Here is a 12,112-nt window from a genome sequence, read left to right on the forward strand (position 1 = left end):
CGGATGGGGCGGCCTCATCGAAAGCGCCTTCCGACGAAATCTCCGGGCGGCGACACCGTCACCGTGACCCCGGCTGACCGCTGAGCTCCGCGAGCAGCCGCCGCAATGCGGGGACCGCCGATTCCACCGCCCGGCGATCGGCGGCGGAGAGCCGGGCCAGCGTTTCGCGCAGCATCGCCGCGCTCGCGCGGTCGTACCGATCCAGTAGCTCGCGCGCCCGCGCCGACGCGACGAGCATCGCCCCACGGCCGTCCCCCGGTGTCGGCAGCCGCTCGACGAGGTCGTCCGCGGTCATGGTGCGCAGCAGATTGCTGATGGTGGACTGTGCCACGTTCAATTCGGCGGCCGCCCGGCTCGGCGCGACTCCGCCCGTCGCCACCAGGAGCCGGAGCAGTTCGATCTGCGCTTCGGGGAGGTCCGGCAGATCCTCGGCGGCTCGCGTGCGACGCAGGACCGCCCGGCGCAGCGGTCCGAGCAACGCGCTGAGTTGGGCATCCACTGGCACCCGCGAGACCGGATCCGTTGGTGAGGCCGAGGTTTCCACCCCCATATTCTGCCCGCACGACCGATACGGACCCGGCGGAAAGGATAAGTGGGCGCCGCGACATACTTGGTTTTGTATTGAAAGTATCTTCGAATATCGCTGCCGCGCAACCGAAAACGCATACGTGCGCGACAACCCTGGCTTTCACGAAAACGGTGCGCGCGGCGACCCCGCCCACCTACAGTACTTTTGCTACAAAATTAATGGAGTCAGGGAGCTTCACATGCCGATCCCCACTGCCCCTCGCACCGGAGCGCGGCGGCTGTCCTCGATACTGGTCAGCGTCGTCGCGGTAGCGATAGCCGTTACGGCGCCGACCGCCCACGCCGCACCGGACGCCGGTTCGGAGCCGGTTGTCGGTGTCACCGGCGGGCATATTCGCGGCGTACGCGCCGATGGTGTCGTTCGATATCTCGGGGTGCCGTTCGCGCAAGCCGCCCGGTTCGCGCCACCGCAGCCCGCACCGCCCTGGCCGGGTGTCCGCCCGGCGGTCGCCCACGGACCGCAATGCCCGCAGTCGTCTCCCGTGCCCGGAGTGGTGTTGCAGCCGTCGAGCGAAGACTGCCTCAGTATCGACCTCTACGTGCCCGAACACCCCGCCGGCACCGCGCTGCCGGTGATGGTGTGGCTCTACGGCGGCGCGTTCGTCCTCGGATCCAATGCCCAATACGACTCCCCCGCCCGCCTGGTCCGCGACGGACAGGTCATCGTGGCGGTCCCGAACTATCGCGTCGGGCCCTTCGGCTTTCTGGCCCTGCCCGAACTGGCCGCCGAAAACGGCGGCGCGACAGGGACATACGGCACCCTCGATCAGCAGGCCGCGCTGCGCTGGATTCACGACAATGCGACAGCCTTCGGCGGAGATCGCGGCAACGTCACGCTGTTCGGTGAATCCGCCGGCGGCATGAGCGTCTGCACCCAACTCGTCGCCCCGACAGCGCGCGGCCTCTACGCCAAAGCCATCGTCGAAAGCGGTTCGTGCGCACGAAGTCCGCTCGCACCACCCACCCCGCAGGTTGCCTATCAGCGATCCGGCGACTACGCATCCAGCCTGGGCTGCGCCGACCCCGCCACCCGGTTGGTCTGCCTGCGCACATTGCCCGTCGATCGGCTCCTCGACTCTCCGACCACGCAACTGAACACCATGGCCGTCACGTGGACACCCATCCGCGACGGGGTCGTGGTGACCGACACGCCCGAGAACGCCCTGGCGGGCGGCGCGGCGCGTGACATCCCACTGATTGTGGGCAGCAATGCCGACGAGGGCGCGACTTTCATCGCACTGCTCGACTACGGACACGGAACCACGCCCTCGGCAACCGATTACACACAGTGGACCCGAGAACTGTTCGGCGACAACGCCGATCGCGTACTCCCGCGCTACCCGATCTCGGCGTATCCCACGCCCGCGGCCGCCAAGGAACGCGTGCTCACCGACGGATTCTTCGCCTGCCCGGCACAATTCACCGCCGAGACCGCCCGCCGCGGCGGCGCGCAGGTGTGGCGGTACCAGTTCAACGACGCACCCCTGCCACCCAATCCGCTACTGCCGGGGGCGTTCCACGGCGCCGAGGTCCCCTACGTCTTCTCCTCGCTCATGGGCCTGCCCATTCCGTTGCCGCCCGCGGCCGACCGGCTTTCGCGCGATATTCAGGACAGCTGGGCGCAATTCGCCCACACCGGAAATCCCGAAACACCGGCCCTGACCCCGTGGCCCCATGCCGCCGCCGACACCACCCTCGAGCTCGGCAGCGACCGCATCGGACCCGCCGGCACCTTCGCCGCACAGCACCACTGCGACCTGTGGGCCGGTATCGATCACATCGGATAGCAGGCGACCGCTGCGCGCCGGTTTCAGCTCTGGAGCCGGCTCCGTTCGGCGACCTTGTCGAACCACGGCGCCGCCTGCTCGACCTGGGCGGCGATCTTGATCAGTGTCGATTCTCCGCCCAATGGGGCCACGAGTTGGACCCCCAGGGGAAGTCCGTGGGCGGTCCAGTGCAGCGGCAGGGAGATCGCTGGTCTGCCGGTGATATTGGCGAGCTGGGTGTAGGGCACCCAGCCGAGATTACTGTTGATCAAGTCGTCGACGATCGAGGTGTGCTTGAGCAGGCCGGCGGTACGGGTCTTGAGAATCGCGTCGGTCACGCGTTGGAGCGACTTCGGCAATTCGAACTCCCCGATCTTGGGCGGCGGGGTGGCCATCGTGGGCGTCAGCAGCAGATCGTGGGCCCGGAAGTACTCGGTCAGTCGACGCGCATGGCCGTGCCGGGCCTCGACGGCGGCGACGTACTCCGGGCCTCGGGTCGCATTGCCCAACGCCGCCATGACCAGGGTGTCGCGTTCGAACCCCTCGTTGCCGCAGCCGGAGATCCGGCGCGCGTCGGCGACCTCGTAGGCGATGTAGACGAACCAGGTGAGCAAGAACTCACCGGCCAGGGCAGCGTCGTCGAACGGTGCCTCTTCCAGGATTTCCACCTGGTGACCCAGCTCGGTCAGTACTCGCGTTGCCGCCTCGACCGCCGCGTAGGCCTCGGGGTCGGGTTCGGGCGTAATGGCTGTCGGGATCCGCACGCCGATCCGGAGCCGACCGGGATCCTGGCCTACCGCGTCGCGGTAGGGCCCGGCCACCGCCGGCTGAAACGGACCCCACGATTCTCCGCCGGCGATGACATCGAGCATCCCGGCGGTGTCGCGGACCGAGCGTGTGACGACCCCTTGAACAGCGGCACCGTGCATGAGTTCTCCGGTCGCCGGCCCCATGGGGGTCACCCCGCGTCCCGGTTTCAGACCCACGAGCCCGCAGCAACCGGCCGGAATCCGGATCGAACCGCCGCCGTCGTTCGCACCGGCGGCGGGAACGATGCCCGCCGCGACCGCCGCCGCGGAACCGCCCGACGACCCACCCGGCGTTCGCGACAGGTCCCACGGATTTCGGGTCGGTCCCCAGAGCTCGGGCTCGGTGATCGCCTTGGCGCCGAACTCGGGCATGTTGGTCTTGCCGAAGATCATCAGGCCGGCGTCGAGCCACCGCTGAACGATCGTCGCGTGCTCGGTCGCCGGAGTCGTGCGCAACGACCGCGATCCCTGCGAGGACGGGAGCCCGGCGTAATCCATTCCGAGATCCTTGATGAGGAACGGGACACCGGCGAAGGCTCCCGTGCGCTCCGCGTCGGCCGAGCACGGGACGTCGGCGATGATCGCGTTGATCCGCGGGTTCACCTCGGCGGCGCGTTCCCGGGCTGATGCCAGCAGTTCGGCGGCGGTGACCTCCTTTTTCGCGACCAGTTCCGCGAGACCGGTGGCGTCGTGTCGGCGGTACTCCTCGAAATTCACCTGCGCTCCTGTTTTCGCTCGACCGGTCACACCACGCGCGCGAGTTCCAGCGTCCTCTCGAACTCTACGACGAGGGACCCACGCCCGGAGCAATACCGATGGTTCATCGAATCCGTCCTTCCGAACGGCTTGTCCCCGGTCGAGACCGCCCCGTGGCCCTCGGACGGGAACCCGAGCGCGCCGAAGGCACCGACCACGCGAACGGTTCGGCCGTGACGCACCAAGGCGACCGAATCCGCCCTTCGCGCATTGCTTCCGGTCTACCGTAATAATGGGTCGTCTTGTACTGCCCGTGTGGTGCACCGATCGAGGGTTGGTGAGTCGGATGATCTCTACATCCATGCTCGACGAACTGTACGAAAGCGCGGAAAAGGACGGTGTCGCACTACGAATCGGCACGATCATCGATCGCGGCGGGGAGGTTCTGCTGCTGGAACGTGACGACAGCGGCCCCATCAAGGCCACCCTCAAACTTCCCGGCACCACCGTCGAACCCGGCGAACCGCTGGACGCGGCCGTGGCCCGCGGTGTCGCCACCGAGACCGGGCTGAACGTCACCCGAATCCGTTGCCACGTAGGTTCTTTCGACTATCTCTCGCCCTGCGGAAAACCGGTCCGCCGCCTGCACTTCGCCGTCGACGTGGCCGCCACGTACCCCATCCGCCTGTCCGTGCACAGCGCCTACACCTGGGCGCCACTGGGCAGCGACCTGCGCGTGACTCCCTCCATTCGCCGCATCCTCGAGGATTACCGCAAACTCGCCGAGGCTCGAACCCCCTTGTCGGAAACCTTGGGATGAGGATGGCCTCGCCGTCTCCCCGGTTCACACAGACGGGTCAGCTGTGCTCGTGCGCACCGTGCGGCAGCCACACACGTTCGGCCCGGATGCTCGCCTCCGGGGTGAAATAGTCCCCGGTCCGCAGGTCGTCGAGCAATGTCGCGTGGTGAGGCTTCCAGCCCAGCAGCGCTCGGGTGTGGTCGCTGGAGACCGGGACGTCGAGGGAGAAGAATCGGGCCAGGAAGGGGTTTCCGAGATGCGCGGCGGCCTGGTCGAGGGTCAGCGAAGCGCTGCGGATGTCGAGCATGTGCGCGATCTGCTCCGCGATACTTCTGATCGTGACAGCGCTTTCGCCGACGCCGTGGAGCACGCTGCCGGCGGGAGCCTTCTCGAGGGCCAACCGGAACAAGACCGCGGCGTCGGCGCGGTGGACCGCCGGCCACCGATTGGCGCCCTCGCCGATATAGGCCGAGACTCCCGACCGGCGCGCGGCCGCGATGAGAGCCGGAATGAACCCGTAGTCGCCGGGGCCGTGCACGGTCGGCGCGAGTCGTACCACGCCGGCCCGCACCCCGCACTCGGCGAAACGCAAACAGGTCCGCTCGCCCGCGATGCGGAATGCGGCGACCGAATCGGGGTCCGGCGGCTCCTGCTCGGTGCTGACCCGCCCGGCACTGGTCACCAAAGTGCCCGAGGTGCTGACAAGGGGCTTGCCGGAGCCGGCCAGCGCCTGCCCGAGTGCTTCGATCGCGCCGCAGTCGCGGCGAATGAGGTCATCCGGATCTGCGTAGTCGCCCCCGTAAGCCATGTGCAAGACGCCGTCGGCGGCTGCCGCGCCGCTCCGCAGACTGTCGACGTCGTCCAGGGAGCCCGGATGCGGTGTGGCACCCAATGATTCGAGCCGGTCGGCGGCGGCCTTCGAGCGGGCCAGACCGGTCACGGTGTGGCCGGCCGCGATGAGTTCGGTGACGACTGCGGGCCCGGTCTGACCGGAGCCACCGGTGACGAAGACATGCATGGAACCCTCCATTTTTATGCCATTCACTGGCGCTACTCAACGCCAGTGACTGACTCTACGCGTAGCGCCAGTCACTGACGCAACGTGACGCCAGTCACTGACACATCGCGGTAGGCTCGGAACATGCCACGAAGCGGAGCAGAGGTGCGTCGCCGCCTGCAGCAGGCAGCCCTCGAGCTGTACCGGGAACGAGGATTCGACCAGACCACAGCGGCAGAGATCGCCGCGCGGGCCGGGGTCAACGAGCGCACCTTCTTCCGGCATTTCCCCGACAAACGTGAGGTGCTCTTCGACGGCGAAGCCGACCTACGGACCACTCTGATGCAGGCGATCGCCGAAGCACCTCAGGGCCTGAGCCCGTTCGAGGTACTGCTGTGCGCATTCCGGAAATCCGCCCGGAATTTGGAACGTAATCGCCCATTCTCCGATCCCCGATGGCAAGTGATCGGGGCGACCCCGGCGCTGCGCGAGCGCGAGCTGGCCAAACACGCGTGGCTCACCGAGGCCGTGGCGGAGGCGCTGCGACACCGTGGCATCGACGCCGGTCCGGCCGACCTGGCCGCCCGAACCGGCTGGGCCGCTTATCAATACGCGGTTCACGCCTGGATCGACGACCCCGCCGACGGTCTGGACACGCATCTCTGCCGCGCCTTCCACGATCTGCTCCGCCTCTGCGCCGACGCACCGATACAGGCAGGCTCCGAACACTGACCAGCGCCGCGCTTCGCTATTCAGGCGATGCGGACCGATCGGCCGGCTTGACTGCGATCCACTGCGCGACCGGTAGGTGCGGGCGCCAGGCCGTGAATCCGCCGAGCGGCTCACCACGGTAGATCTGGAATTTCCGCAGTTCACCGCCGTGTGTCGCGGCCCAGCGCAGCAGCAGCGCCTCGGATTCCGCGGTCACGGCGTTGGCGACCAGCCGTCCCCCTGGCCGCAGCCGGTCCCAGCATGTCGCGAACAGTCCGTCCTGAGTGAGGCCGCCGCCGAGGAAGATCGCGTCCGGCGCCGGATCACCGGCCGCGGGCAGATCGACGGGCGCCTCGCCGCGCACGACGATCGCGGGCACTCCGAGCGCCGCGGCGTTGGCGGCGATCTGGTCGCGCCGCGCGGCACTGCGCTCGAATGTGATTGCGCGGCAGTCGGGATGGGTTCGGCACCATTCGATCGCGATGGTGCCCGACCCGCCGCCCACATCCCAGAGCAATTCGCCGGGCGCGGGGGCGAGCGCGGCGATCGACAGGGTGCGGACCTCCGCCTTCGTCAGCTGTCCGTCGCCGCCGTAGGAGGCATCGGGCAGTCCCGGAAGCCGGGTGAGCCGGGGTGCGGCCGGATCACGGACCGCCTCGACGGCGACGATGTTCAGCGGGTCCCCGGGCGGCCGCGACCACTGCGCCGCCGTGGCGGCGACGATCCGCTCGGCGGGACCACCGAGCTGCTCCAGCACGGTCAATCGCGATTCACCGAAACCGTTGCACCGCAACAGTTCCGCCACTTGCGCCGGAGAATGTTCGTCGGCGCTGAGCACCAGCAAGCGCCGGCCGTCGGCGAGAGCCGGCATAACCGTCTCCAGGGGGCGGCCGACGATGCTCACCACCGGTGTGTGCGCACTCGCCCAGCCCAGTCGCGCACAGGCCAGCGTGGCCGAGGACGGCTGCGGGTAGACCCGGATCGCTTGCGGGCCGAGCAGGTTCGCCAGCGTGACGCCGATGCCGTAGAACATCGGATCACCGCTGGCGAGTACGCAGATACGCGAACCGCGATGCGCGGCCAGCAGTTCCGGCAACGCGGGCAGCAGCGGTGTCGGCCAGGCCCGGCGCTGCGCGATGCTCGCGTCGGCGGGGATCAGATCCAGCTGGCGGCGCGATCCGAAAAGCACCTGGGCCGCGGCGATCTCGTCACGCATGCGCGGGCTCAACCCCGGCCAGCCGTCGGCGCCGATGCCCACCACCGCGATGAGGCGATCGTTCTCCGGTGCGTTCTGCGTGTCTCCCGTTGCGAGAGTGTGTTTTTCGCCTGTCATATCGTCACCGCACGCCGTCGCGGCACTGGCCCGACCCGCCGACCTCTGCCGCGCACGCGGGCAACCGCCCTGTCGTGCTTGTGGCGCAGCGGTTCTGCCGCGCTGCGGGTGAGCTCGCGCATCAGCGGGGCATCCGGCGCCAGACGGCCCGCGGTACCCATCGGGCCACAGCGAAGGCGAATCGCAATGTGCGCGGTACCCAGACTTCGCCCGCGCGCCGGTGCAAGGCGGTGACCACCGCGTCGGCCACCTGCTGCGGCGTACTCGACAGGGGCGCCGGGCTCATGCCCTCGGTCATCCGCCCGATCACGAAACCCGGCCGGACGAGCAACAGGTGAACGCCACTGCCGTGCAACGCGTCCGACAGTCCCGAGGCGAATCCGTCCAGCCCCGCCTTGCCCGATCCGTAGACGTAGTTGGCCCGCCGCACCCGCACCCCGGCGACCGAACTGAACACCACCAGCTGCCCGCTGCCCTGGGCGCGCAGCAGATTCGTCAGCACCGTCAGCAGGTTCACCTGCGCGACGAAGTCGGTGTGCAGTATCGCGACCGCCGCGGCCGGATCCTGTTCGGCGCGGGCCTGGTCGCCCAGTACCCCGAAGGCCAGGATCGCCACCCCGATACGGCCGTGGTCGGCGGCCAGTTTCTCCAGCAGCGGCAGATGGCCGGACAGGTCGTCGGCGTCGAACTCCACCGGATGGACCGCACGGGCGCCCGCCGCGCGCAGCGTCGCGGCCTCCTCCCCCAGCCGATCGCTGCGGCGCGCCGCGAGCACGACCTCGCGGTCCGCGCAGATCCGGCGGACGACCTCGAGTCCCATCTCGCTGCGCCCGCCGAACAGTACGATCACCCCGTCGTCGACCTCACGCACACCCATGGCGCATAGTCTGCCATCGGCGCCGGTTGCTAGCGTCGCAGCCATGACGAGTACCGCGGCCGCACGCATCGACCTGTCTCCCAGCGCGCTGGAATTCGTGACCGAACGGCATCTGGCCACGCTCACCACGCTGCGTGCGGACGGTACACCGCACGTGGTCGCGGTCGGCTTCACCTGGGATCCCGAGGCCGGCATCGCGCGGGTGATCACCAGCGGCCCCAGCATCAAGGCGCGCAACGCGGACCGGCGCGGATACGCCGCGCTGAGCCAGGTCGACGGCCCGCGCTGGCTCACCCTCGAGGGCCCGGCCGAGGTCTGGACCGAACGCGATCAAGTCGCCGAGGCCGAAGCTCGCTACGCCGAGCGCTACCGCACCCCGCGGGAGAACCCGCAGCGCGTGGTCATCGCGGTGCGCGTCGCGCGGGTGTTGTCGAGCAGCACCCTGCGCGGCTGAGTTCTCCGCGCCGGGTTCGACGCGCCGGCTCAGCGGTGCCTGTACTCGTTCGACCTCACAGCACCGTGAGACCGTGCGGACGCCGGTTCACAGGTTCGCCGCCGTCTTCGGTGACCACCACGATGTCCTCGATCCGGGCGCCCCATTCGCCGCCGAAGTAGATGCCCGGCTCGATGCTGAACGCCATCCCCTGCCGCAGCACGGTCTCGTTGCCCGCCACGATGTAGGGCTCCTCGTGCACCGACAGCCCGATGCCGTGGCCGGTGCGGTGAATGAACGCCTCGCCGAAACCCGCCTCGGACAACAGGTTCCGGGCCGCGGCGTCGACCGATTCGGCGGTGACGCCCGGTCGCACGGCGGCCACCGCGGCGGCCTGTGCGCGTTCGAGTGCGGCGTAGCGCTCGGCGATCTCCGGATCGGGCTCCCCCAGCACGTAGGTGCGGGTGGAATCGGAGAAATACCCCGGTTCGACGGGGCCGCCGATATCGATGACCACCACGTCACCGGCTTCGATGATTCGGTCGGAATGGCTGTGGTGCGGGTTGGCGCCGTTGGGTCCGCTGCCGACGATGACGAAATCGGCGCGGTCGTGTCCCTCCTCGACGATCGCGGCGGTGATGTCGGCGGCGACCTCTGCCTCGGTGCGGCCCGGCTGCAACCATTCACCCATCCGGGCATGGACCCGATCGATGGCCGCACCCGCGCGGCGCAAGGCATCGATCTCGGCGGCATCCTTGATCATCCGCAACTCGCGGATGATCGGGGTCGCCGACACCGGCAGTGCCGTCAGCGCGTCCGCGATCGGAAGCAGATGCAGGGCGGGCATGGCATCGTCGACCGCGACTCGCGCGCCCGCGTTCAGCGTCGATTTGACGACTCCGTACGGGTCCACGCCGTCCACCCACGACACCATGTGCAGTCCCAGTTCACCGGCCGCCGAGCCGTCCAGCGCGGAGAGCTCCAGCTTCGGCACGACCACCGACGGGGTTTCGCCGCTGGCCGGGATGACCAGGCAGGTGAGCCGCTCGAAGGATTGCGCGGCCGACCCCAGCAGATATCGCAGATCCGGTCCGGGCGTGATCAGCAGCGCGTCCAGATGTGCCGCGCGGGTCAGCTCCGCCGCCCGCTCCAGCCGCTTGCCGTAGATCTCGGCACCGAATCGTGACTCCGTATGCGCGCTCATGCGATACGACGTTACCTGCCGCGCCGGACACGGTCCGGTGATCACGACGTTCGCGACCGGGTCGTGGCCCGATTGTCGGTGCCGCCCGGTAGCGTCTGCGCCATGCTCACCTCCAGTGCGAGTGACCGGCCACTGCTGCTGCTCGACGGCGCCAGCCTGTGGTTCCGGGCGTTCTATGCCATCCCGGAGAAGATCACCGCGCCCGACGGCCGGCCGGTGAACGCGCTGCGCGGTTTCACCGATATGGTCGCCGCGCTGATCACCCGGCACAATCCGGGCCGCCTGGTGGTGTGCCTCGATCTCGATTGGCGCCCGGCCTTCCGCGTCGAGCTCGTGCCCTCCTACAAGGCCCACCGGCTCGACACCGGCGCCGACGCCCAACCGGGCGCCGAGGAGGTGCCCGACACTCTCACTCCGCAGGTCGACATGATCGCCGAGGTGCTCGCGGCGGCCGGGATCGCGACCGCCGGCGCGGCCGGCCTGGAGGCCGACGACGTGATCGGCACCCTCGCCACCCGCGAGCGCGACAACGAGGTGATCGTGGTCAGCGGTGACCGCGATCTGCTGCAGGTGGTGCGCGCCGACGCGCCACCCGTCCACGTCTTCTACGTGGGCCGCGGGCTGGCCAAGGCAGAACTGTACGGCCCTGCCGAGGTGGCCGCGAAATACGGTGTGCCGCAGGAGAATGCGGGCCCGGCCTATGCCGATATGGCGACACTGCGCGGCGATGCGTCCGACGGCCTGCCCGGTGTCGCCGGTATCGGCGACAAATCCGCCGCCACGCTGATTTCGCGCTACGGCTCGCTCGAGGCGCTGGTGGCCGCCGTCGCCGACCCGGCATCGGATCTGGCTCGCGGCGTACGCGCGAAACTCGCTGCGGCCGAAGAGTATTTGAAGGCGGCCGCACCGGTCGTGCGGGTCGTCCGCGACGCCGAGGTCGACCTGTCCGGCCCCGACCTGCTGCCCGCCGAGCCGGCCGATTCAGACCGGCTGCACGCGCTGGCCACCGCCTACAACGCCGAGAGCCCCGTCAAGCGACTGACCGCCGCCTTGGCGGCGAGCGCCTGATATCCGGCATTCATCACCGCCACGAGAACGTGGCGCCCGGCGATGGCTCCGGGCGCACGGCACTCAGTTGGGCCGGCCGACCTCGTAGGTGCCGTCGTCCTTGGTGATCTTGACGGTGACCTTCTTCTGCTCGCCACCGACCTTCAGGGTGCAGTCGAACGTGCCGCCGACCTCGACCTTCTGTCCCGAGGGGCAGCTGACGTTCTGAACGTCGTCGATGCCGTAGGAATCCTTGAGGACCTTCTGCACGCCGTCCTGCACAGCCTTGTTGTCCAGTTTGTCGCTGCCCAGGAAGACGAAGGCGAGGACCACGGCGACGACCACCACAACCAGTACGCCGATACCGCCGAAGAGCAGGCCCTTCTTCGACTTCTTGGCGGGCGTGGTGCTCAGCTGCGGTTCCTGCATCCCCCACTGCTGCTGCGACTGGTCGGGCTGCGGCGCCCATCCCTGCTGGGTGGGCTGCTGCTGCGCCCACTGCTGCTGCGACGGCTGCGGCGGCTGTCCCCACTGCTGCTGGGTCGGCTCCCACGGCTGCGCCTGGGCCGGTTGCTGCTGGGGCCAGGACGGCTGGCTCTGGCCACCCCACTGCGGCTGCTGCGGCTGTTGCGGTTGCGGCGCCCACTGCTGCTGCGACGGTGCGGGCTGGCCCCACTGGGGCTGCTGCGGCTGCTGGCCACCCCACTGCGGCGGCGGTCCGGACTGGCCGGGCTGCGGCTGCCCCGACCACTGCTGGGTCGGATCGCTGCTGTGGCCCTCCCCTGGGCCAGGAGTCTCGTTCGGTCCGTACGGGCCGCTCATGTGCCTGCCTCCACTCGCACTCGTCGTCTC

Annotated in this window: 12 protein-coding genes; 5 read left to right on the forward strand and 7 right to left on the reverse strand. The window is 69.2% G+C overall.

The annotated features are described in order from the left end of the window. Window positions 1–58 precede the first annotated feature (58 nt). A complete protein-coding gene (locus ACPCUW_RS14870) occupies window positions 59–505 on the reverse strand; it encodes a MarR family winged helix-turn-helix transcriptional regulator (protein ID WP_030518104.1) in 447 nt (148 codons plus the stop codon). Between the two features lie 262 nt (window positions 506–767). Between ACPCUW_RS14870 and ACPCUW_RS14875 the strand changes: the two genes are divergently transcribed. Continuing rightward, a complete protein-coding gene (locus ACPCUW_RS14875; RefSeq protein WP_423425418.1) occupies window positions 768–2,375 on the forward strand; it encodes a carboxylesterase/lipase family protein in 1,608 nt (535 codons plus the stop codon). A 23-nt stretch (window positions 2,376–2,398) separates the two neighbouring features. On the opposite strand, the gene ACPCUW_RS14880 is transcribed toward ACPCUW_RS14875, so the two are convergent. Further along, the gene (locus tag ACPCUW_RS14880) at window positions 2,399–3,880 is read right to left on the reverse strand and encodes an amidase (RefSeq protein ID WP_423425419.1); all 1,482 of its coding nucleotides are present in this window, start codon (window positions 3,878–3,880) and stop codon (window positions 2,399–2,401) included. Window positions 3,881–4,205: 325 nt separating this feature from the next. On the opposite strand from ACPCUW_RS14880, the gene ACPCUW_RS14885 reads away from it, so the two are divergent. Beyond that, window positions 4,206–4,679, forward strand: a complete 474-nt coding sequence (locus ACPCUW_RS14885; RefSeq protein ID WP_423425421.1) for an NUDIX hydrolase — start codon at window positions 4,206–4,208, stop codon at window positions 4,677–4,679. Window positions 4,680–4,716: 37 nt separating this feature from the next. On the opposite strand, the gene ACPCUW_RS14890 is transcribed toward ACPCUW_RS14885, so the two are convergent. After that, complete coding sequence (locus ACPCUW_RS14890) at window positions 4,717–5,676, reverse strand: SDR family oxidoreductase (protein ID WP_423425423.1); 960 nt, start codon at window positions 5,674–5,676, stop codon at window positions 4,717–4,719. Between the two features lie 123 nt (window positions 5,677–5,799). Between ACPCUW_RS14890 and ACPCUW_RS14895 the strand changes: the two genes are divergently transcribed. Beyond that, complete coding sequence (locus ACPCUW_RS14895) at window positions 5,800–6,387, forward strand: TetR/AcrR family transcriptional regulator (RefSeq protein ID WP_423425425.1); 588 nt, start codon at window positions 5,800–5,802, stop codon at window positions 6,385–6,387. Window positions 6,388–6,403: 16 nt separating this feature from the next. Here the strand turns inward: ACPCUW_RS14895 and cbiE are convergent, their stop codons facing one another. Both cbiE and ACPCUW_RS14905 read right to left on the reverse strand, forming a co-directional pair. After that, entirely contained in the window at window positions 6,404–7,699 is a 1,296-nt protein-coding gene (gene cbiE, locus ACPCUW_RS14900) for a precorrin-6y C5,15-methyltransferase (decarboxylating) subunit CbiE (RefSeq protein WP_423425426.1), read from the reverse strand. 121 nt (window positions 7,700–7,820) lie between these two features. After that, on the reverse strand, window positions 7,821–8,576 hold the full coding sequence (locus ACPCUW_RS14905) for an SDR family NAD(P)-dependent oxidoreductase (protein ID WP_423425428.1): 756 nt from the start codon (window positions 8,574–8,576) through the stop codon (window positions 7,821–7,823). Between the two features lie 43 nt (window positions 8,577–8,619). Here ACPCUW_RS14905 and ACPCUW_RS14910 point away from each other — a divergent pair, with 43 nt between their 5' ends. After that, entirely contained in the window at window positions 8,620–9,030 is a 411-nt protein-coding gene (locus tag ACPCUW_RS14910) for a TIGR03618 family F420-dependent PPOX class oxidoreductase (protein WP_063015455.1), read from the forward strand. Window positions 9,031–9,085: 55 nt separating this feature from the next. On the opposite strand, the gene ACPCUW_RS14915 is transcribed toward ACPCUW_RS14910, so the two are convergent. After that, window positions 9,086–10,213, reverse strand: a complete 1,128-nt coding sequence (locus ACPCUW_RS14915; protein WP_423425430.1) for a M24 family metallopeptidase — start codon at window positions 10,211–10,213, stop codon at window positions 9,086–9,088. 102 nt (window positions 10,214–10,315) lie between these two features. Here ACPCUW_RS14915 and ACPCUW_RS14920 point away from each other — a divergent pair, with 102 nt between their 5' ends. Then, window positions 10,316–11,281, forward strand: a complete 966-nt coding sequence (locus tag ACPCUW_RS14920) for a 5'-3' exonuclease (protein WP_030518112.1) — start codon at window positions 10,316–10,318, stop codon at window positions 11,279–11,281. Between the two features lie 63 nt (window positions 11,282–11,344). On the opposite strand, the gene ACPCUW_RS14925 is transcribed toward ACPCUW_RS14920, so the two are convergent. Then, window positions 11,345–12,082, reverse strand: a complete 738-nt coding sequence (locus ACPCUW_RS14925) for a DUF4333 domain-containing protein (RefSeq protein WP_423425432.1) — start codon at window positions 12,080–12,082, stop codon at window positions 11,345–11,347. Window positions 12,083–12,112 lie beyond the last annotated feature (30 nt).

The organism is Nocardia sp. AB354 (assembly GCF_049538315.1).
Classification (GTDB): domain Bacteria; phylum Actinomycetota; class Actinomycetes; order Mycobacteriales; family Mycobacteriaceae; genus Nocardia; species Nocardia nova.

Coding starts and splice junctions, on each gene's coding strand:
- ACPCUW_RS14875 (WP_423425418.1), top strand. CDS start 768: ATGCCGATCCCCACTGCCCCTCGCACCGGAGCGCGGCGGCTGTCCTCG.
- ACPCUW_RS14885 (WP_423425421.1), top strand. CDS start 4,206: ATGATCTCTACATCCATGCTCGACGAACTGTACGAAAGCGCGGAAAAG.
- ACPCUW_RS14890 (WP_423425423.1), bottom strand. CDS start 5,676: ATGCATGTCTTCGTCACCGGTGGCTCCGGTCAGACCGGGCCCGCAGTC.
- ACPCUW_RS14895 (WP_423425425.1), top strand. CDS start 5,800: ATGCCACGAAGCGGAGCAGAGGTGCGTCGCCGCCTGCAGCAGGCAGCC.
- cbiE (WP_423425426.1), bottom strand. CDS start 7,699: ATGACAGGCGAAAAACACACTCTCGCAACGGGAGACACGCAGAACGCA.
- ACPCUW_RS14905 (WP_423425428.1), bottom strand. CDS start 8,576: ATGGGTGTGCGTGAGGTCGACGACGGGGTGATCGTACTGTTCGGCGGG.
- ACPCUW_RS14910 (WP_063015455.1), top strand. CDS start 8,620: ATGACGAGTACCGCGGCCGCACGCATCGACCTGTCTCCCAGCGCGCTG.
- ACPCUW_RS14915 (WP_423425430.1), bottom strand. CDS start 10,213: ATGAGCGCGCATACGGAGTCACGATTCGGTGCCGAGATCTACGGCAAG.
- ACPCUW_RS14920 (WP_030518112.1), top strand. CDS start 10,316: ATGCTCACCTCCAGTGCGAGTGACCGGCCACTGCTGCTGCTCGACGGC.
- ACPCUW_RS14925 (WP_423425432.1), bottom strand. CDS start 12,082: ATGAGCGGCCCGTACGGACCGAACGAGACTCCTGGCCCAGGGGAGGGC.